Origin of the sequence: Aquirufa antheringensis, assembly GCF_004307425.1 — a bacterium.
Classification (GTDB): domain Bacteria; phylum Bacteroidota; class Bacteroidia; order Cytophagales; family Spirosomataceae; genus Aquirufa; species Aquirufa antheringensis.
Genome location: NZ_SEWZ01000002.1, coordinates 494,476 through 516,141, shown reverse-complemented (window position 1 = coordinate 516,141; position 21,666 = coordinate 494,476). Strand labels below are relative to the sequence as shown.

Genomic DNA, 21,666 nt, shown 5'->3' with positions numbered 1-21,666 from the left:
ACTAGCTTACTTTCTAAAATCAAAATAAGACCACTATGAAACACATTTTAACTAGCAAATCATTCACCGGGGCCTTAATAGGCTTATTTTTAAGCCTAAGTGCCTTAGCGCAAACAGCCCAAAAGCCGAATGAATTCTATTTCAAAGAAGCTAATACGTCCTTTTATTTCATTAAATTCTTAGAACAGAATTTTTCAACAGAGGAATCACAGATGGCAAGCTTTAGTTTTTTGATTTTCAAAATTCATGGTTCTGGAGATATAACTGATGTCCAATATATTGGAGGGCTATATAAACCAGTTTTTACTGTTGTAAAATCAGCCATCCTAAAGTCAAAACCTATGTGGACCACTCCTAAACGAGACCCAAAAGCTTACAAGTGGATAGTCATTCCTTATTACGGTGGAACTTATAAACAATGGAAAGGGAATGATTTAGCCCTTTCAACTTACTCTAGTTTCGAGGAATTAAACAATCGATTAAAAAGCGATATTCAGAATATGTATATGACATTACCACTTGGTGGTATCGGCTTCGAAAAAGCTGAAGAATAATTAATAAACCCCCTGGACGAAGGTCTAGGGGGGGGGGTGTTTTAATCTCTTTTCCTTTCAAACAAGAAGAAATACAACAACCCTAAACCAGGAGTGGAGAATAGGATTAATATAAACAGGATTTTCTGCAAAGCTGTTTTTCTGGGGTCTTTTGCAATTTCTAGCACCACCTTTATAAAAACGAAAGCGTAAACAAGTAAGACAATTAACAAGAAAAGTTTCATTATCATAGCATCATTAGCGTTTAAAAATTCCATTAATTCATTTTCTTAATTCGGGGAGCAATTTTTTCATTTATTCGTTTTCCTGAGTCATCGTAATCCCAACTTCTTTCTGGATATCCTTCATAATCGTAGGATTGGTAATGCCCAAGCGGCTTATATTCTCCAACCTTCCTATACGTTATGGAAGACACTAGTCTTCCATAATGATCATCGTGGTAATCAATTTCGGTTACAGTATTGGTCTCAGGATGGGTAATTATTTCTCTTTGAAGTATCCCTAAATGATCATACTTCCTATATACAATATTCTCTCCTTTCTCATTAAAAACTAGCTCCTCTGAGAGACTTATTCGTTTATGCTCTTTCATTAAAGAATCTTTTATACGCTCATAATCATCTCTCGAATTATACCAATGATCCGGGAAGTAGGTTGTGTCATTGTAGCTTCGATGGACATTATAGGGTTTGCCTCTTTGGAAAAACCCTACTTCTTTTAGTTGTCCGGAAGGGTAATACCGTTCTAATTTTCCATCTAAAGAATCATTTACAAAAAACTTTTTGGAGGTTAGAACACCATTGGGATACCAAATTTTCCTCTCCCCAACCCGCTTTTCGTTTTCATAATTCTCCTCTATTTCAATTTGGCCATTCTCATAGTATTCTGTATGCTTTCCATTCGCAAGCTTCCTTTCTGGGATCCCAAAAAGCTCTCTTAGTAATTTTATTTCCCTAAATCCCCTCTGGTATTCCCAATCTCTTTGACCATCTGCTTCTCGATAAATTAGGTTATCATCACAATACCGAACCACGAGTTTTCCGTTCAAACGTACCGCAAAAAATATCCATTCCTGTCCGTTCACTATATTCAAACTACAAAAGTTTTTCTTATCAACTTCGTAAATTACGTTTGTCATTTTTCCTTTGAATAATTCTTGCACCTGAATGTCTACTTTATCAAATGAATTTCCTTTGGGATTGGTAAGCGGTTCTTTATCATGATCATTCACAATTTTTACATGCGCGATAAACTCATAGCCTTTTAAATCATCTAAAATTTGAAATGGCCGCGTATAAACACAAGTACAAGCAAATGCCTTCGCAGAGGAAATCATTAGCAATAAGAGTAGTAGTAGATATTTTTTCATCCTGATTCGGTTTGGGAAAGCACTAGTTATGCATTATTGAGAAAATTATCAATAAACAAACTGATAATTTGCCCCGTCCCTCCGGACTCTTTCCCTGCGGACTTCGAACTATCGACTATCGACTCCCGACTATCGACTCCCGACTATCGACCCCCGACTATCGACTCCCGACTATCGACTAGCAACTATCGACTCCCGACCCCCACAACCCCATTTGCATTTCCCCCCACCATTCCCTAATTTACTGTTTCAAAATCAACAACATGAAGAAATTACTCCTACTCCTTTGTTTGCCCCTGTTTGCTCAGGCGCAAGATCGTCCGTATGGTAAAGTTTGGGCGACTCGCTCACAGGCCATTGCCCAAAATGGGATGGCCGCTACCTCACATCCATTGTCTACTCAGGCTGCACTTGATGTGCTGAAAGCCGGTGGAAATGCGATCGACGCAGCTATTGCGGCGAATGCGATGGAAGGTGTCGTGGAGCCACACGTGAATGGAATAGGAGGGGATTTGTTTGCGATTGTTTGGGATGCAAAAACAAAGAAATTATATGGTTTGAATGCGTCGGGGAGATCACCCAAATCCTTGACTTTAGCGGAGTTCAAAAAGCGCGGATTGACACACATTCCGTCGCTGGGTCCATTGCCGGTGAGCGTGCCGGGTTGTGTGGATGGCTGGTTTGAATTGCACAAGAAATTCGGGTCGATGCCGATGAACAAGGTGTTAGAAAAGGCCGTTTCCTATGCGCGCAATGGCTTCCCTGTGCACGGTGAATTTGCTTCCGCATTAGGTCGGGTTCCGGCGAATTATGGTAAGTTTCCGAATGTGGCAAACCACTACTATCCAACTGGAAAAACGCCGGTGGAGGGTGATATTTTCAAGAACCCGAACTTAGCGAATACCTTAGAGAAACTAGGAAAAGAGGGACGTGATGCCTTTTATAAGGGCGATATGGCGCGGACAATGGACGCGTTTATGAAGAAGAATGGTGGGTTTTTGAGCTATGAGGATTTAGCGTCGCACACGTCTACATGGGTGGAGCCGGTTTCCGTGAATTACCGCGGATATGATGTGTGGGAGTTGCCACCGAATAGCCAGGGAATCGCGGCTTTACAGATGTTAACCATTTTAGAGGGCTATGATTTTTCCAAAATTAAACTTGGTTCTGCGGAGCACGTGCATTTGTTTACGGAGGCCAAAAAACTAGCGTTCGAAGACCGCGCAAAATACTATGCAGATCCTGAGTTTGCCAAAATTCCGGTAGCGGAACTCATCTCAGAAGAGTACGGCGCGAAGCGCCGGGCGTTGATCAACCCGAATCGCGCGGGTCGCCATTACGAGGCGGGAAATCCTGCCTTGAAAGAGGGGGACACGATCTACTTGACCGTGGCTGATAAGGACGGCAATATGGTGTCATTAATCCAGAGTAATTACCGAGGTTTTGGGTCAGGCATGATGCCGGATGGTTTAGGCTTTATGTTCCAAGATAGGGGAGAATTATTCAACCTAAAAGAAGGTGAAAACAATAGCTATGCGCCAGGAAAAAGACCATTCCAAACGATCATTCCAGCCTTTATGACGAAGGATGGTCAGCCGGTGATGAGCTTTGGCGTGATGGGTGGCGCGTTCCAACCGATGGGTCATGTGCAGATTGTGATGAACGTGGTGGACTTTGGCCTAAACGTACAAGAAGCAGGCGATTATCCCCGCATGAACCACGAAGGTTCCTCTGAACCTACGGGCGAGACAATGGAAACGACTGGCGGTATGATTACCCTGGAGCACGGTTATCCGTATGAAGTCATTCGCGATTTATTGCAAAAAGGGCATCAGGTGGGCTATATGAGCGGTATTTATGGAGGCTACCAATGCATTAAATACGATCCGGTTCGCAAAGTATATTATGGAGCGACAGAATCGAGAAAAGACGGACAAGCCACAGGATATTAAGGATGTTTGCAAGTCGCATTTTCACGGGCCACGAATGGCTAGAGAACAAAGAAATCATTGTAGAAAATGGTCTCATTTCGGCTATTTCGGACGGAGTAGGCGCGGCGTCTGAAAACATCCTTGTTCCCGGATTTATTGACCTCCAAATTTACGGTGGTGGTGGGATTCTCTTTTCCAATCACCAGACAACGGAGGCCATCCAAGCGACCTTCGACGAGCACTATAAAACAGGTACGGTTGCCTTTCAAATTACGCTGAACTGTTCGCCAGCTTCTTCCATGTGGAAGGCTATCGAAGCTTATTCAACTTACACCGGGCCTGGGCTAGTGGGATTGCATTTAGAAGGGCCCTTTTTTAATCCGGTTAGACGCGGGGCGCACCAGGAGGCCTTCGTCCAAAAGCCATCTTTGGCTTTCCTAGAAGAGCTTATCGAGCGAACGAAAGGTATTCCCACCTACTTGACAATTGCGCCTGAAATGTTCAGCGCTGAGGAGCTTTCATTAGTAGTAAAAAGCCACATCATGTGCTCTCTGGGACATAGCGACGCCACTTTTGAGCAAGCGATGAACGCCATAGATAAGGGTGTATCTCGCATCACACACCTGTTTAATGCGATGTCGCAGTGGCAGTCACGGGCTTTAGGTCTAGTGGGAGCTAGCTTCCAATCTCAGGCGTGGACGAGCATTATTGCGGACGGTTTGCATTGCGATTTCAAATCACTAGAACTGGCCTATCGCTTGAAAAAAGGTCGCCTGTTTTTGATTACGGATGCGGTGACGAATGATGTGTCTGGACCCTATTCCTTTTTAGCCAAAGACGGTCGCTTCACGAACGAAGCGGGTATTTTATCAGGTTCTTCCTTGACGATGATGGAGGCGATTCAAAACTGTGTTGAACAGGCTTCGATCCCGTTAGAAGAGGCGATACGGATGGCGACAGTTTACCCGGCAGAAGTGGCGAATTTACCTGATTTAGGCAGTATTGAAGTAGGGAAACGTGCTTGCTTTGTGGAGCTGAATCCGGCGCTGGAAGTGGCACAAGTTTGGTACGATGGAAAAGCCTTGTTAAATTAGGCTATGATTACATTTCCATCGAAGCAGCCACAAGTTCAGACCACTATTTTTACCAAAATGTCTGCCCTCGCCATCGAGCACGGGGCATTAAACCTTTCCCAAGGTTTTCCGGGTTTCGATTGTGCCCCCGCTTTGCAGGAATTATTACAGCAGTATGCCAAAGGCCATAACCAATATGCCCCCATGGCCGGTGTTCCCGCTTTACGTCAATCGCTAGCGGCAAAAACGTCGTCTTTTTATAACATACCTGTCGATGCAGATTCAGAAATGACAATTGTTTCTGGCGCGACGGAAGCCATTTTTGCTGCCATTCATTGTTGCGTTTCGCCCGGAGATGAGGTCATACTATTCGACCCAAGTTACGATGCTTATGATCCCATCATTCGATTAGCAGGGGGAATTCCTATCCATATTCCACTTAAGGCTTCGAACAATTTTGCGATTGATTGGTCTTCCGTTACTGCGAAAATTACGCCCCGAACGAGAGCGATTATGGTGAATAGCCCGCACAATCCGACCGGAGCGGTATGGTCAATGGCGGATTTAGATGCCTTTGCACAGGTGGTTAAAGGAACGAATATATTGATCGTTTCTGACGAAGTATATGAACATATCGTTTTCGATGGCGCACAACACGCCAGTGTTTTATTACATCCAGAATTGCGTAAACGCAGTTTTGTGTGTGGATCTTTTGGCAAAACTTACCACATCACGGGCTGGAAAATAGGCTATTGTATCGCTCCGGCGTTCTTGACTGCTGAGTTTAGAAAACTCCACCAATGGGTCACCTTTTCGAGTGCGACACCTTTGCAATATGCTTTGGCAGATTACTTGAAAGAGCCCGCTCATTACCTCGGTTTGTCTGATTTTTACCAAAAAAAGCGCGACCTTTTCGCCTCCCAATTCGTGGGAAGTCGTTGGAAAATACTCCCTAGCGCCGGAAGTTTCTTCCAATGCCTCGATTATTCAGCTATATCTAACGAGAAGGATGTGGATTTAGCCGATCGCCTTACGCGTGAAATCAAAGTGGCCTCCATTCCCGTTTCCGTTTTCTACGAAACCGATCCTGGGGATAAAATCTTGCGCTTCTGTTTTGCGAAAGAGGATGAAGTGCTGGTGGAAGCGGCGAAACGTTTAGTAAACGCATTTTAGCTTCATTAAATTATCAGTTTCTTGATAATTTATGTCCTCATTTTCTATTTTATATTGTTTCTCCAAAAACAATCCTACATTTACCTCGGCCTAAGCGATCGATTAGGTACATCTGTTCCCCCTTCATACTTCATAGTACACTTAATTTTTGCGATTTTTTCGCACCGAGTAAATGGTGAACCCCTAAAAACCAGATAAGAGTAGGGAACAAAATATCAAACCACCTAATATTCCACAAAATGAAATTAACACAAATGACCCGCGCTTTTTACTTTTTCATTTTTACATTAGTTGTCATTTTAGGATGTACAAAAATGGAAATTGCCTTACCTCAAAACGACCTTTCCTTTGAAGCTAAAAAATTAATGCTTTCTTCTACGGTTCATAGAAATCAAGAATATATCTCAAGCTTTGGAATTATAAACTTTAGTGAATCTAAAGTCATTACATTAATGATTTCATCTGGCGATACAGCAACGCTAATCATAACACCAATTATAAAAAATGGAGTTGTTGTAGCTACAATAGAGTCAATCAAAATCCCCAATAATAGACTTCCCCACAATGATGACTATGCTATAAACCTAGTAGATTATCGAAAGTATGATTTTAAAACAAAAACAGGTAACATAGAAATGGTTGACATCAACTATGATTTATTCAATCACTCGTCTGTTTACGTAGTCAATAACCTAATTAAAAAATGGGATTCAAAAGGACTTTCGAAAAATCTTGAAGAAAAATACGATAATCCTAATTTGAAACAGTCCTCTAAACAAGTAGAAAAATCCTCGCAATTACTTGGTTCTACTGGAGGAATTTATTCACTTTGCGATAGTAACAGTGATCAAAATATATCCTTTTCAGAATGTTACAAATGTGCAACGGATGCAATATCAGCAGATGGATTTTCAACATTTGTTTGCGATATTCCTATATTAGGATGGGCTTCATGTTGGGTATCAAAAAGTGCAACATGCGTTTATTTAAGTTCCGCTTACTAGCTATTCAATTATGAAAAATACAATTATAGGCCTCTTATTAATATCAACAATTTTAACAAGTATTGTTGCAATCCTAGATATATATAAATCAAAAACGATTTCAAAAAAGGCAAAATTGAATCTTTCCTTTATGATATTTTATATGCCATTACTAGGGCCAATATTATATTATTCTGTCTTAAGAAAAAATCACTCTTAATAAGGTAATTAAATCCCTAATTCAAATACTTTAACGCAATCTCTTCCCCGATCTGCTCTAAAATCTCAGCGGCACGTTCGATTGAATCAGTTGCATCTGTAGAACGGGACGCAATCGTAAACACGTCATTTTCATCCAAAAACAGGGGGAAATTAGCAGAACTTTCAAAGGCACCTGAGACCAAAATAGTTTGCTTAAAGACTTTATCGCAACGTTTCACGACTTCGGACACTACTTTGCCTCCCCAGGTAGAGGAATCGATCTTGCCTTCGCCAGTGATAATGAAATCCGCTTTTAAAAGGGCCCGGTTAAAATGAATCTTGTCCATTACCCAGCTAGATCCCGAGACAATTTTAGCGTTTAGGAAATAACGGGCGCCTGCTCCAAGCCCACCGGCGGCACCCGCTCCGGGTTCTGATGCGATGGATCCGAAGAAAGAAGCGATGTTATTTAGACCTTTGTCTAATTGTTTAATTGCCGTGGCGGTCGCACCTTTTTGAGCGGCGAAAACGTGGGCTGCTCCATCGCTCCCAGCCAGGGGATTGGTTACGTCTGTAACGACCGTGAAAGAACAAGAGACTGGTTCAGCAGCTGATATGGAAGCAATGCGAATCATGTTTTTGCCTACTGGATTCAGAGTAGCCCCTTCTTCATCCAAAAAGGTCCAACCCATAGCAGCAGCCATTCCAATTCCCGCATCATTTGTGGCTGAACCACCGATGGTGAGAATGATTTGGGTGGCGCCGCGTTGTAACGCATCCGCGATGAGAACTCCAGTTCCGAAAGTCGAGGTTTTAAATGGGTTACGCTCTTTTACAGACAATAAGGCGAGCCCAGAGGCGCGGGCCATTTCGATGTATGCGGTTTTTTGATCCGCTAACCATAAATAATCTGCCTGAATGGGGCGCATTAGCGGATCGAACGTGTCTGCTGTAATCCACGTTCCGCCATGCAATTGTTGAATTACTTCCAAGGTACCTTCCCCGCCATCGGCGAGGGGGAGGGTGGTGAAAACGGTTTTGGGACGACGTTTCTTAATCCCTTTTTCAAGCGCTACGCACACTTGCGAGGCGGAAAGAGAGCCTTTAAACTTATCAGGAGAGATTAAAATATGCACAGCGATGGATTTATGCCGCAATTTAGCCACAATTCCTTAAATTTAAGGTATGAGAATACTGACAGCCTTTGCCCTCTTATTTTTGATATCCGTTTCGTGTACGAATCAACCTGATTTGACCGGTTTCGATGTAGAAAGCTTTAAAAAAGACCGCGGGAGTTGTGGCGGGACGAGAGAAAAGCAGATCGACTGGCTGAAAACGCATAAAATGACGTGGAAGGGGGTTAGCTCTAATGATTTGGAAGACATCCTGGGGAAACCCGATATTCAACAATTAGCGGACCGAAATCAGGAATATTACGTGTATTTTTTGGAAAAAGGCCCTCATTGTGATAAAATTACGAATCCGTCTCAAGCACGAACGATGGCTTTTCGTTTCAGTGCAATGGGATTAACGACTGAAATTACCTTTCAGCAAGGATTGCCCTGATTAAACTAAACCTATGAAAAAAATTCTATTCCTATTCTTTATGAGCATTACTATGTCCCAGGCCCAAACGGCGCCAGCGCTCGATTTCTTCTGTGAACTGAAAGTAAAACTGGATCCTGCCTTAATCGTAGGAGAAACCCCTCACGGAACGCGCCGCATTATTCCCATTATCGGTGGAACGGTGGAAGGTCCTAAAATCAAGGGAGAAATCTTGAATGGTGGAGCAGATTGGCAAATATTGCGAGCGGATGGAGTGACCGAATTAGAGGCGCATTACCAATTTAGAACGGATGATGGCACCTTGATTTATGTCAAAAATACAGGTATTCGTGCTGCCACTCCAGAAATCGCGGCACGATTAGCTAAAGGCGAAAAGGTGGATGCGAATGAATACTATTTCCGAGCGATGCCTAAATTCGATGCGCCTAAAGGCCAATACGATTGGGTCAACAACAGCCTATTTGTGTGTACGGGAGAACGCTTGCCGGATTACGTGTTGATTCGTGTTTGGAAAGTAATGTAATGCCGATGAGAGCGATACAAGTACTCATTATTTTGATCTGTTTTCTGTGCAACATGCTCGATGGCATGGATGTGTTGATCATTTCTTATACGGCTCCGGCGATTGCGAAGGCCTGGAGTATTTCCCCGGCGAATTTAGGGATAGTATTTAGTTCCGGCCTGGTGGGAATGACGGTGGGAGCGATTTTTTTAGCTCCGCTGGCGGATCGTTTTGGGCGGAAACCGTTAATGATTCTGGCGGCGGTGATTATGGGAACCTGCATATATTTGACCTCCTACGCGACGGATGTGAACATTTTGATGATCTATCGATTTATCAGTGGACTCGGCATCGGGACGATGATGGCGAGTACGGCGGCGATTACGGCGGAATATGCTCCGGCATCTACACGCGATTTTTGGGTGAGCACGGTGGTGGCGGGTTATCCCGTGGGTGCCGTGTTAACCGGCATTTCTTCCGCGAAAATTATCGCAGAAAATGGCTGGGAGCACCTATTTGAATTGGCGGGATATGCCACTTTTTTAGTGATTCCTATCTTGTTTTTCTTCCTGAAAGAGTCTGATGAATTTAAGGCCAAAGCCAAGCCAGAAGACGCCAAGATCAGTGCCCTGTTTACAACCGAATTTAAGTGGAGCACTTGGCAGTTATGGAGTGCTTTATTTTTATCTTTCACTACCCTGTATTTCTTGATGAATTGGATTCCAAAATTAGCCTCTAATGCTGGCCTATCGATGGAATTAGCGATTTATTCCGGAACGATCTTTAATCTGGGAGCCATCGTGGGCATTCCGGTGCAAGGTTATTTTTCGACCCGTTTTGGCTTGAAAAAATCGATCGGAGTGTTGTTATTAATTACGGCGGTTCTATTAGGAATTTTTGGACAATTTTCTGGATCTAATTTGATCTTAGTGGTGTTGTTCTTCCTCGGTTTCGGAGTGCAGGGCAGCTTCGTAGGATTGTATGCCGTAGCGGCGAGAATGTATCCGACGGCAATTCGTTCGACGGGTATTGGCTGGGCGATCGGCATGGGTCGTTTAGGTGGTATTTTAGGTCCGATCTTAGGCGGCATTTTAGTGGGACTAGGTTTAGGTATGGCCGAAAGCTTTTTGTTCTTCGCCTTGCCTTCCTTACTTGCCGGAATTATTACGCTAAAAATTAGTTCCCAAACCATTTCCTAATGCGCAAACACAATTTCTTTCCTGGACCGGCGACTCTTCCCTTTGAGGTTATTCAAGAGGCAGCGGCGGGTTTAGTTGACTACCATGGGATGGGCGTTTCCATCGCTGAAATCAGCCACCGTTCACCCATTTTCACAGATTTATTAGACGAGGCGAATGCGCTCGTGAAAAAATTATATGGCCTTTCGGATGATTGGGCTGTGCTTTGGTTACCCGGAGGGGCATCTAGTCAGCTGACCGTGGCACCGATGAATCTGACAGAACCCCAGGATAAGATTGCATTTGTGGATACCGGATTTTGGGCGGGACGTGCAATCGAAGCGGCGGCAAATGAGGCGAATGCCTTCTTTTTAGCTTCTTCCAAAGACACGAACTTCGACCGAATCCCTAAAATCACAGACGTTCAAGGTGCACGTTATTTACACGTCGTTTCGAACGAGACGATCGACGGAACGCAATACCACGATTTTCCGGAAGTCGATGTTCCCTTAGTGGCGGATATGACCTCTGATTTCTTGTCAAGACCTTTACCGATGGAGAAATTTGGGGTGATTTTCGCGTCCGCACAGAAGAATTTTGGGATTGCAGGGATTACCTGCGTGCTGGTGAATAAAGCGGTTTTGCCTGAGAAAAATAGCCGCAAGGTTCCTAAGATATTTGATTATCATACGCATATCGCCGAAAATTCACTTTACCATACCATCCCGACTTACCCGGTTTATGTGGCGCTATTGATGCTTCGGTATATCGATAAACAAGGTGGGCTAGCGGAAATGCAGCGCTTAAGTCGGCAAAAATCAGCCTTGATTTACAACGAAATCGATAGAAACCCGCTGCTGAAAGGCATCGTAGCTACAGAAGATCGCTCGGTGATGAACGCCTGCTTTACGAGTCAATCACCAGAGATGGATCAGCAGATTAACTTGTTTTTAGAGCAAAATGATGTCGTGGGGATTAAAGGTTTTCCTACCAAAGGAGGATTTAGAGCCTCCATCTATAACGGCCAACCGCTAGCCAGCGTAGCTCATTTAGTGGATTTATTACAAAACTTGCCCCTATGAAAATAATCATCGCCGGCGGAGGAATTGGAGGTTTGGTGACTGCTTTGCGCTTACATCAGGCCGGATTTGAAGTAAAGGTTTTCGAATCCGTGGAAGAAGTAAAACCGCTCGGGGTGGGAATTAATATTCTACCTCATGCCGTGCGCGTTTTGACAAATATTGGTTTGTTACCCAAAGTCTCAGCCATTGCGGTCGAGACTAAAGAATTAATTTATGCGAACCGTTTTGGGCAATTTTTCTGGTCAGAACCGCGGGGGAAATTCGCGGGATATCGCTGGCCACAGTTCTCGATTCACCGCGGGAAATTCCAAGTGATGCTTTGGGAAGAAACACTGAAAACAATCGGTGCTGAAAACTTGAAAACGAATTGCCATCTGCATTCTTTTGAAGAAAAGGGAGACAAAATCACGGCGACGTTTATCAACAAGGAAACGGGGCAGATCGTAGCGGAAGAAGAGGGAGATATCTTGATAGGTGCCGACGGAATCAATTCCGTTTTGCGTCAAAAATTATACCCGAATGAGGGTGGAGTCGTGTTTTCTGGCAATATCTTATACCGAGGAACGGCCAAAATCAAACCCTATCAAACAGGTTCTTCGATGGCCATGATCGGGTCAAACAAGCAGAAAATGGTCATCTATCCCATAGGCGAACCGGACGCAGATGGGAACCAAGTCATCAACTGGGTGGCAAACGTTCGCGAGCCTGAAGGGGCAAAAATTACGGTGCGTGATTGGAATCGCAAAGTGGAAAAGGGTCCGTTATTGGAGCTTTACAAAGACTGGAAATTTGACTGGATCGATGTGCCGGAAATGATCGAAAAAACAGCTGACGGCATCTTCGAATTCCCGATGTCAGACCGCAATCCTTTAGACAAATGGTCATTCTCCCGTGTCACTCTTTTAGGGGATGCGGCGCATCCAATGTACCCCATTGGATCGAATGGCGCTTCGCAAGCGATTTTGGATGCGGACGCTTTGGCCTTAGCTTTATTAGCGGAAAAAGATGTCATTCAAGCGCTCGTTCATTACGACCAAGAGCGCGTACCTGCCACGGCAAAAGTAGTCTTACAAAACCGCCAAAAAGGACCCGATTTCATTATGGATCTCATGGAAGAGCGTTTCCCTGCGGGTTTTAGAGAGGACGAAATTCCGCACGAAGAACTAGCACAAATTATGAATCAGTATAAACAAGTAGCAGGTTTTGATATCCAAAGCCTGAACGCTAAATCTTAACACATATGAAAAGACGTCACTTTATTGCCTCAGCTGGCTTATTAGCGAGCACAGGAACAACAGCGAAAACTGCTGCGAAAAAGCCCTTATTACACCACGTGTTTTTCTGGCTGAATAATCCGAATTCGAAAGAGGATAAACAACAATTAATCAAAGGCTTAAAAGCGCTGAAAGGCATTCCTTCCATCAAGGAAATTCACATCGGGACCTTGGCTTCTACCGAAAAACGCGAGGTAGTCGATACGAGCTGGGATGTTTCAGAATTGATGTTTTTCGATGACGAAGCGGGACAAAAAGTCTACCAGGATCACCCCATTCACGTCGATTTCGTGAAGAATTATGCACACTTGTGGAAAAAAGTACTGGTCTATGATTCGGTGGATGCGTAGCTAAATTTGTTCCCAAATCCGTAAACGGAACAAAAGTGCCCCCACGTACTGACTTTGTGTAGTAAAATATCCCCTTTCTTTGGCAAAATTATTCACCCATTAAAAACCAAAGAAATGAAAAAAATCATTCTATTATTTGTACTAGCGGGAAGCATTTTCGCTTGTTCTAAAAAAGAGGACGGTGCAGCAGCATCTGCAAGCACTTCAACTGATCCTTCCGCAGTTTTAGCTGGAGTTGTTATCGATACTTCCGCTAACGTAGGTTTAGTGATGAAGGCAATTCGTGCGATTGAATCAGGTGATTCTGCGGCTTACCGTGCAACATATGCGCCAGATGTCGTATTTCACGACAATTTAGATTCCATGGGTCTTAATGAAAATATGACCATGTTTAAAACGATGGCAGAAAAAGGCATTAAGTTAAAAGTCGAGATGGGGCCAGTTTGGGAAAATCAATTCGATAAGCCTTCTAAGAAAAAAGGCTATACAAACTATGTCATGAGTAAGAGTACCTTTATCTTCACAAGAGGTGAAAAGCAAACGAAAATGGTCATTTTCGCAGTAGATGCGATCAAAGATGGCAAGCAAGTCGAAGAATGGTTACACTATGACAGAAGTGCTTTTGTTGAAATTTCAAAATAATTGATTTGTTGCAGCGTCCTGCGGACGCTGCAACATTTTTTTACTTCATTTCGCCGTACGGAATGGTGTTTACATACAGCGATAATTCCTTCGCTGCTTCTTTAAAAAGAATCCAACGTTCCTGATTCGCTAACAGCATAATAGAAATGTTATCCGTTTTCAAGTCTTTCGAGATATAATAATCTTTACGCGTCTCGCTCAAATACGCTGACTTGTCTTCATTCGTTGTCTCCCGTGTTCTATTCAATAAATCATTGTTAAAACGACGGAATTTTTCCGGTGTATCCAGGGTTAAGGTAGACCAAAGATCTCGAGTGCTCATAAAGGCCAGAGTCACCTCAAAGTGCTCTTTACCGTCGTCTGAGGTCACTTTAGAATAATTGACCTTGCAGTTTCCGTTGATGATACGGGCTTGAATAAGTTCTGTTTTCGGTTGTGCAAACGCGCTAAGCGCGAACACTACTAACAGGGTGAAACTAAGTGTTAATTTGTTCATGGGGGTTTTATTTTTCCGTAAGGTAATAAAAATATTCCGCCGTCCTACTCACCCCTAGGACACCGGCTTCCATTTCTTTTCGTACATTCGAATGAAACCTATTGAATATGAAAAAGTCGATCCTTGCCTGTTTGCTATTTGTGCTTTCTTTTGTGGCTCAAGCGCAGTTTTCCCTTCAAAACTTACAAGTAGAATACCAAAAGGCTCCACTCGGACTTGATGAAGCTCATCCCCGCTTTTCTTGGCAGATGAATTCTACTGCTCGCAATGCAAAACAATCAGCCTATCGAATTGTGGTGCAAGACGAAAGTGGACGCGCAGTTTGGGATTCTAAAAAGCAAAACACGGACATCTCCTTAGGCATTCCATATGCTGGAGAAGCCCTACAAGCGAAAACGGCGTATCGCTGGACGCTGGAGGTTTGGGATTCCGCCAAAAAGAAATCGACACAGAACTCCCACTTCGAAACAGGCCTGATGAATCCGGGTTTTGATGCCTGGAAAGGAGCGGAATGGATCGGATCCAATGACCTGACATTCTATTCGCACTATTTATCCGTCTATAAGTTTCAATATGGGGTCCAAATCGATCAAGGAACGAAGGCGAGCTTTGTTTTTGGGGCAAATGACCCGCGATTACAAAACCGCAATCTGAATATTCAAGACGTGGCTAGCGGTCCTAATCAATCCTATATTAAGCTGGAATTAGATATTTCCGGGCTAACAAAAACCGATTCTGGCCAAGCTTCTTTCCACATTTACCGGGTAGGTTACGATAAAAAAGACCAGGAAGATCAACCGTTCAAAAGCTTTACCATTCCTTTAGCTCTCATCAATGCAGCGAATCAATCTCAAAAACATACGGTGTTTGCGGAATGCAATTTTGGGGTGTTTGATTTTTACATCGATCAAGTAGACAAGGAACACAAGATTAATCCGACGGACAAAAATGCGAATATTTTTGCGCCCTCCGGCGTGAACCTTAACCCCATCGGTTTAGGCAATAATTTTATCAGTTATCCCATGCTTTCGGAGATTGGATTTGCCACTGGAGCTGGACATTCTGCCCGTTTCTCGGATGTGATCATTCGAAATTTTAGACTCCCTTCGAATCCGCTATTTGAGGCTTCTCAAAATCCAGGATTATGGAAAGAGCTCCCTTTTGATGGTAAGGCATTTAGCGTTTCCGGGAAATTTAGCGTGGCTAATCCAAGCCGAAATGCCGCACCAATGTTGCGCACAGAATTCGCTTCGGCAAACGGGAAAACAATCAAAAGTGCCCGCATTTATGCTACAGCACGCGGCATTTATGAACTATACTTAAACGGCAAACGCGTGGGTGACGAGTTCTTTAATCCCGGTTTAACGCAATACAATAAGACGCATACCTACCAGGTTTTTGATGTGACGGCGCTGCTAAATAAGGGCCAAAATGCCTGGGGAGCCTGGTTAAGTGAGGGCTGGTGGAGCGGAAATATAACCTATAGTGGTGATAATTGGAATTATTTTGGTGATCGCCAATCCCTTGTAGCCACACTCGAAATTCGCTATACGGACGGGACGCAGCAGGTCATTCGGACGAATCCTTCGACCTGGAAATCATTCAGCGATGGCCCCATCCGCGTGGGAAGTTTCTTCCAAGGTGAAGTATATGATGCTCAGAAAAACGCAGCGATCGCAGGCTGGTCATCTACTCATTTCAATGATAAAAACTGGGCCCCTGCCGCAAAAATCAACTTAGAGGGAACCAGTTTCGCCCTTGATTACCAAGAAATGAAGTTAGTAAATCATTTAGATGACCGCGTTACGGTGCAACAAGTACTGCAGGCGAAGTCCATTGCAGAACCTAGAAAAGGGGTTTATGTGTATGATATGGGCCAAAACATGGTCGGCTTCCCTAAGATCTTCATCAAAAACGGAAAGCCTGGACAAGTCATCACCATGCGTTTTGCCGAAGTTTTATACCCCGACCTAGCCGAATATGCTGGTCAAAAAGGGATGATCATGCTCGAAAATATACGGGCAGCCCTAGCGCAAGATATCCACATTCTACAAGGCGGAGACGAATATATTCAACCGCGTTTTACGTTCCACGGCTACCGCTATGTAGAGATTACGGGAGTAGAAACAGCTCCTGAACTACCTCAGGTAGCCGGAATCGTGCTTTCCTCCGTGAAAAACATCAGCTCTTCCTATGAGACCTCTGACCCGATGGTTAACAAACTATGGTCTAACATCACCTGGTCAATGCGCTCGAATTTCTTATCAATTCCGACGGACACCCCGGCGAGAAACGAGCGGATGGGCTGGAGCGGGGACATCAATGTCTTCTCCAAAACAGCTACGATGATGGCACCAGTAAATAACTTCATGCGCCGTCACTTGCTGGGCATGCGCGATGTGCAGCGTGCCGATGGCCGATTCACGGATGTGGCGCCGATGGGTGGGGGTTTTGGCGGGACCTTGTGGGGTAGCGCGGGTATCGTGATTCCCTGGGAAACCTATTTGCAATATGGTGATAAGGCAATGCTGGCGGAGCATTATCCCGCGATGAAACGCTATATGACTTTCCTCGATTCGAAAGTCAAAGATGGCATTTTGAACGAGGGTCCACTAGGCGACTGGCTCAGTCCGGAGGGCAATAAAAATGACAATACCCTCTTCTGGATGGCCTACCAAGCGGCAGATTTAGCGATTGTTTCGAAAGCTGCCCGCGTTTTAGGTTTAACGGCAGAGGCAGATCAGTATTTGGCCCAAAGCGAAGCCAAAAAAGTCAATTTCAACGCGATTTACGTTGATAAAGCGACACATAAAACCATCAAATCTGGTGTAAAAACCGGCTTTATGGGCGCTCCAAACGACCGTGTCAGCACAGAGTCCACTGACAAAGGCCAGCTGATGGATACGCAGGCGTCTTATGCGATTCCTTTGGCATTAAACGTATTCAATGCTCAGAATACACCACGAGCGATCGAACATTTAGTTACAACCGTCACTAGATCGAACAAAGACGACCAAGGCGAAGTTCGTCCGCCCTTCTCCTTGATGACCGGATTCATCGGAACGGCCTCTATCTCAGAAGCACTTTCCGCGAATGGCAAACACGACATCGCCTACGGCCTATTGACTACGAAAACCTACCCCTCTTGGTTGTATTCGGTGGCGAATGGGGCGACGAGTATTTGGGAAAGACTGAACTCGTATACCATCGAAAACGGCTTCGGTGGGAACAACAGCATGAACTCCTTTAACCACTATTCGTTCGGGGCAGTGGCAGCGTGGATGTACACGCATTCGCTTGGAATTCAGCGTGACGAAACATCTCCAGGTTACAAGCATTTCATTTTGCAGCCTACGCCAGATCCTACAGGCAAGATTACGTATGCTAAAGGCAATGTCGAAACCATGTACGGTAATATCAAAAGCGAGTGGTCGAAACAGGGAAATAAAACGACCTACCGTTTCACGATTCCGGCGAATACCTCCGCACAAGTGAAACTACCTCAGGGTAAAATCGTGAAAGGTAGCTTTCAGACAAAAACCAGCGCGAATCGAATGAACTTCGAGCTAGGCGCAGGGGTATATGAATACGTCGTGGAAGAGAATTAACCGAGGAGGGACTTCATTTTTTTGGCAATAAAATTCGTCGCATATTCTGGGGCTAGACGACTCAGGTAGTACAGGAATATAGAATCAGATCCCACCAAAATATGGAAACGATCCGCTTCCATTCCCGCTAAAATGATGGCCGCCGCTTCCTTTGCAGGCAGGGACGTCATTCCACTCGATTTTCCCTCCATTGCGCGCATATCAACACCAGAATTAGCCGTAATATTCGTGGCGATAGCGCCAGGAAAGACCGTTGAAACCTTCACAGCCGTATCTTTTAACTCGGCATAGAGGCCTTCCGTGAAGAGTTTGACTGCGGCTTTTGAGGCGCCATAAATGCTTTGACCAGGTACAGGTAAAAAACCTCCCATGCTGGAAATGTTCACCACATGTGCTTCAGGACGTTCAAGAAAATAAGGAAGAAAGGCCTTAGTCAAATAAACGAGTCCGAAAAAATTTACGTCCATCACCCGCTTCACGAGGTCTAAGGTCAGCTCATTCACTTTCACAAAGGGCTGAATAATTCCCGCATTATTAATCAGTCCGTCCACCTGCCCAAAATGCTGCAGCACTTTTTCTGGCACCGCATTGACCTGTGTAAGATCTGAAATATCAGCTTCGATAGACAAAAAATTCTCCGCTCGAGCGCCGGATAACTGTGCCGTTTCTTCCAAAGCCGCTAAGTGAATATCTAGTCCTGCCACCTTGCCTCCGCGGGCAATAATCTGCAGAGCCATCTCGCGGCCCATGCCACTTCCGGCACCCGTAATGACGAAAACTTTTCCTGGAATTTTCATTTACTTAGCGTTTGGTTACTTTCAAATTTACACAGAAAGAACTCCGTTAACAACCTTTCTTTTTCGCTAACGCAACCCAAAAATCTTCATCGAACGCATCGACCAAGGAGTGACGTCATCCACTGCTGCCGTGACTCCCTCCGCTAATTTCAAGCGCATAAACTTCGCACGCGTAGCTGGCAACGTGATGATGTTGTCGCCTTGCGTTCCTTTCACGTTCGCTTGCACTACCTTCCAATCTGAGCCATTCGTCGAGGCCTCCACGGTTATATTCCGCGGATAGGTATGCGTGAATTCAGGGGTTTCCCCTGCTTTCGGTCTTTGACCTTTTTTAAATCCAGAATTAGAAGTGAAATGGAATTCTGAGAAGGTATATTCCGCTGGAAACTCCACTTGGAAAACCATGTCTTTTTCCTGCGTTTTACCTGTCGACCAGCCCTCGTAATTGAAGGCGCTTTTAGGCGAGGCATTTCCACCTACGCGAGTCGATGCGGTGTGGGAGGCATAGAATTTCCAGCTTTGGTCCGGAACAAATTCCACCGGTACTTGCTTCAGTAGTGACTCGAATTTATACATCCCCGCCTGCTTGTTTGTGTTCGCCCGAATAGCCGCCACCTGCGCAGGACTAACAAACGACGCGTCGTTCGACAAGCCATTTCGGATATACGAAACCACGTCTGAAATCCACTGATCAGACTGCTCTTTCATGGGTTGCATCAAACCTCCCGCATAGGTTTTTCCTTCGATAGAACCCTCTAAGCCATGCAAAAGCACGCGAACGGCATATTCTGGATGCTGTTGAATGCGGAAAGATCCTGCTAAAGCTGGCGCTAACAATTTCCCATTCCCCATCGACTTACCCATCCCATCATTGCCATGGCATTGCGAACAAAGTTCCGCAAAAACCAATTCGCCACGCTCTAGAATTCCTTTTTGCTCTTTGCTCAGTTCCGCCACATTAAAATTGCGCGATTTAGGAGGTGAGATAATTTGCTCGCCTATCAATTTTACACCAGCTGATTTATTCGAAACTAAGGTCGATTTGATGGAAGATTCATGATTAGGAACCATCAGAAATTTCTGCGTAAATATCGCCTGCATCACCACCTCATTATCCGTGTCTTTCAAGGCTTTATTGTATAAATCCGCTAGCCCTTTTTCGCCAGCTTTATACAAGGTTTCTGAAGCCTTTAATGCTTGAATTCGAATACGCGGATTTGCATCACTCGCTAAATGAGTGACCGTGGAAACTTTCAAAGCGCCTAAGCCTTCTAAAGTCCAAATCGCGTGAATACGACCATTTACATTCGTCCCCTTTAATGCCATCGCCGTCAAGGCGGGCACCACCGATTTATCATGGCGTTGCACTAACACTTGTTGCGCCATATCTTGCCACCAGCCATTCGGGTGATTTAAATAGGTCACCAAAGTAGCCGATTTATCATCGTACATCCGAGGTTGTTTCGTGTCGCGCTTGAAGCCCTCATGACTCACGCGCCAAATACGTCCCAAGCCCACCACTTTATCTAATTTGTATTGCTCGATTTTCATGCGTAAATAAGATCCCTTAGGCGTCCATTGCCCCTCCTGAATAATCCCGTGGTACATATCTACGATGTACATCGTTCCATCCGGAGCGGTAGCCATATCGATAGGACGGAACAAGGGATCGGTGGAACGAATGAATTCGGATTTTTGATCCTGAAACACATTGTGCAATGTCGTCAAACCCTCCGTTTTCACGGGGTTAATTTGGCGGACAATACGAGCTACCGGCTCACCATAAAAGAGCTGACCGCGTAAAGAAGAAGGAAGACGATCGCCGCGGAAAATATCGTTTCCAGCGGATCCCGTTACACGATTTAACGAACCATCCGGTTGGCGAATTTCATCCATTCCGCCTTGCATGTCTGATACTTTTACCGCCGCGCCGTAAGGTACCACGAAGCCAGGCGCTAATTCATTTGGCACTTCGAAGTTCCCATATTGAATGGGGAATTGGAAGTGAGATGGCACACCAGAAGCACCACCTTGGAAGTATAATTTCCCGTCATCGTCTTGGGTAATTCCCCATTGGGCACGGTTTGCCCCCGTTTTTTCACGGATGATGCCACTAGGCGTTTCTCGGATACGGAAAGCATTATAAGTGGAATAAAGCCAATTGTCCATCCCGTAAAATAAGAAGGCTTGCTGGTGTTCGACGTTACCAGAACGGCCGTATTTGTTCGTGAAAAACTCTTTTTTATCGGCCTTTCCGTCGCCGTTTGTGTCCGTGTATTTATATATATTATCCTGATCGGACTCCATCGTTAAGATGCTGTTTTTACCATAAGGCAAGACGAAACGAGGGAAGATTAATCCGTCCACAAAGGCCGTTCCTGTCTCGTAAATCCCGTCATTATTTTTGTCTTCCCAGCGAGAAATACGGCTGGTGGGTTCTAATTCGTTTTTGGAATCTGCATCTAACATATACGATCTTAACTCCAAAACGTACATCCGCCCATTCCCATCAAACACAATTTCCGCAGGCTGCTGAATCTGTGGCTCCGTTAAAACTGGCTGCATTTGATAGCCTTCCGGAAGTAGGAATTTTTTCAGTTGTTCGTCGATGGTCAAAGGTTGCACCGGAGCTTTGGGCGCTAAATCAATCCCTTTCCAGTTCTCATCATTCGGATCTACCCCATCCGGAATTTTCAACGTATCTACTGAACTGGTACGAGAAGAGGTGGAGTGAAAGGAGGCCAAAACAGCAAGCGTCAGCATACCCGCCAAAGATAAAAGGGCTAATTTTTTCATAGGTTTAGATTTGTACACAAGGAATACAGAATTTCGCTGAATTACAATAGGTTAAGCGGAATTATCAGGGCAGGCCATCCTAAATTGCAGA

At 44.6% G+C, this 21,666-nt stretch carries 18 protein-coding genes; 13 read left to right on the top strand and 5 right to left on the bottom strand.

Annotated features, from left to right (window positions below):
- The first annotated feature begins 35 nt into the window (after positions 1-35).
- The gene (locus tag EWU21_RS05165) at positions 36-554 is read left to right on the top strand and encodes a hypothetical protein (protein ID WP_130895739.1); all 519 of its coding nucleotides are present in this window, start codon (positions 36-38) and stop codon (positions 552-554) included.
- A 256-nt stretch (positions 555-810) separates the two neighbouring features.
- Here the strand turns inward: EWU21_RS05165 and EWU21_RS05160 are convergent, their stop codons facing one another.
- Complete coding sequence (locus EWU21_RS05160) at positions 811-1,923, bottom strand: toxin-antitoxin system YwqK family antitoxin (protein WP_130895738.1); 1,113 nt, start codon at positions 1,921-1,923, stop codon at positions 811-813.
- 263 nt (positions 1,924-2,186) lie between these two features.
- Here EWU21_RS05160 and ggt point away from each other — a divergent pair, with 263 nt between their 5' ends.
- The 4 genes from ggt to EWU21_RS05140 all read left to right on the top strand — a co-directional run bounded on the left by ggt (position 2,187) and on the right by EWU21_RS05140 (position 7,104).
- Positions 2,187-3,875: a gamma-glutamyltransferase gene (gene ggt, locus EWU21_RS05155; protein ID WP_130895737.1), complete on the top strand. Its 1,689-nt coding sequence runs from the start codon at positions 2,187-2,189 to the stop codon at positions 3,873-3,875.
- 2 nt (positions 3,876-3,877) lie between these two features.
- Positions 3,878-4,948 (top strand): N-acetylglucosamine-6-phosphate deacetylase, encoded by a 1,071-nt coding sequence (gene nagA, locus EWU21_RS05150; protein ID WP_130895736.1) that lies wholly within the window; start codon positions 3,878-3,880, stop codon positions 4,946-4,948.
- A gap of 3 nt (positions 4,949-4,951) precedes the next feature.
- On the top strand, positions 4,952-6,100 hold the full coding sequence (locus EWU21_RS05145; protein WP_130895735.1) for a methionine aminotransferase: 1,149 nt from the start codon (positions 4,952-4,954) through the stop codon (positions 6,098-6,100).
- A 239-nt stretch (positions 6,101-6,339) separates the two neighbouring features.
- Positions 6,340-7,104, top strand: a complete 765-nt coding sequence (locus EWU21_RS05140) for a hypothetical protein (protein ID WP_130895734.1) — start codon at positions 6,340-6,342, stop codon at positions 7,102-7,104.
- A 215-nt stretch (positions 7,105-7,319) separates the two neighbouring features.
- Here EWU21_RS05140 and EWU21_RS05135 read toward each other — a convergent pair whose 3' ends face one another.
- On the bottom strand, positions 7,320-8,450 hold the full coding sequence (locus EWU21_RS05135; RefSeq protein ID WP_236633175.1) for a glycerate kinase: 1,131 nt from the start codon (positions 8,448-8,450) through the stop codon (positions 7,320-7,322).
- A gap of 19 nt (positions 8,451-8,469) precedes the next feature.
- Here EWU21_RS05135 and EWU21_RS05130 point away from each other — a divergent pair, with 19 nt between their 5' ends.
- The 7 genes from EWU21_RS05130 to EWU21_RS05100 all read left to right on the top strand — a co-directional run bounded on the left by EWU21_RS05130 (position 8,470) and on the right by EWU21_RS05100 (position 13,878).
- On the top strand, positions 8,470-8,850 hold the full coding sequence (locus tag EWU21_RS05130) for a hypothetical protein (protein WP_130895733.1): 381 nt from the start codon (positions 8,470-8,472) through the stop codon (positions 8,848-8,850).
- 13 nt (positions 8,851-8,863) lie between these two features.
- Positions 8,864-9,373 (top strand): DUF3237 domain-containing protein, encoded by a 510-nt coding sequence (locus EWU21_RS05125; RefSeq protein WP_130895732.1) that lies wholly within the window; start codon positions 8,864-8,866, stop codon positions 9,371-9,373.
- A 5-nt stretch (positions 9,374-9,378) separates the two neighbouring features.
- The gene (locus tag EWU21_RS05120) at positions 9,379-10,551 is read left to right on the top strand and encodes an MFS transporter (protein WP_236633174.1); all 1,173 of its coding nucleotides are present in this window, start codon (positions 9,379-9,381) and stop codon (positions 10,549-10,551) included.
- Positions 10,551-11,612: a 3-phosphoserine/phosphohydroxythreonine transaminase gene (gene serC, locus EWU21_RS05115; protein WP_130895731.1), complete on the top strand. Its 1,062-nt coding sequence runs from the start codon at positions 10,551-10,553 to the stop codon at positions 11,610-11,612. Before EWU21_RS05120 ends, serC begins: the two co-directional genes overlap by 1 nt.
- A complete protein-coding gene (locus EWU21_RS05110) occupies positions 11,609-12,847 on the top strand; it encodes a flavin-dependent oxidoreductase (protein ID WP_130895730.1) in 1,239 nt (412 codons plus the stop codon). Before serC ends, EWU21_RS05110 begins: the two co-directional genes overlap by 4 nt.
- Positions 12,848-12,852: 5 nt before the next feature.
- Positions 12,853-13,236, top strand: coding sequence for a Dabb family protein (locus EWU21_RS05105; protein ID WP_130895729.1), 384 nt, complete (start codon positions 12,853-12,855; stop codon positions 13,234-13,236).
- Between the two features lie 114 nt (positions 13,237-13,350).
- Entirely contained in the window at positions 13,351-13,878 is a 528-nt protein-coding gene (locus tag EWU21_RS05100) for a nuclear transport factor 2 family protein (protein ID WP_130895728.1), read from the top strand.
- Positions 13,879-13,918: 40 nt separating this feature from the next.
- On the opposite strand, the gene EWU21_RS05095 is transcribed toward EWU21_RS05100, so the two are convergent.
- Positions 13,919-14,374: a hypothetical protein gene (locus tag EWU21_RS05095; RefSeq protein WP_130895727.1), complete on the bottom strand. Its 456-nt coding sequence runs from the start codon at positions 14,372-14,374 to the stop codon at positions 13,919-13,921.
- A 107-nt stretch (positions 14,375-14,481) separates the two neighbouring features.
- On the opposite strand from EWU21_RS05095, the gene EWU21_RS05090 reads away from it, so the two are divergent.
- Positions 14,482-17,982 carry an alpha-L-rhamnosidase gene (locus EWU21_RS05090; protein WP_130895726.1) on the top strand — a complete coding sequence of 1,167 codons (3,501 nt, stop codon included), beginning with the start codon at positions 14,482-14,484 and terminating at the stop codon, positions 17,980-17,982.
- Here the strand turns inward: EWU21_RS05090 and EWU21_RS05085 are convergent.
- Both EWU21_RS05085 and EWU21_RS05080 read right to left on the bottom strand, forming a co-directional pair.
- The gene (locus EWU21_RS05085; RefSeq protein ID WP_130895725.1) at positions 17,979-18,779 is read right to left on the bottom strand and encodes an SDR family NAD(P)-dependent oxidoreductase; all 801 of its coding nucleotides are present in this window, start codon (positions 18,777-18,779) and stop codon (positions 17,979-17,981) included. The genes EWU21_RS05090 and EWU21_RS05085 overlap by 4 nt on opposite strands.
- A gap of 66 nt (positions 18,780-18,845) precedes the next feature.
- A complete protein-coding gene (locus EWU21_RS05080) occupies positions 18,846-21,575 on the bottom strand; it encodes a DUF7133 domain-containing protein (protein WP_130895724.1) in 2,730 nt (909 codons plus the stop codon).
- Positions 21,576-21,666: the final 91 nt, after the last annotated feature.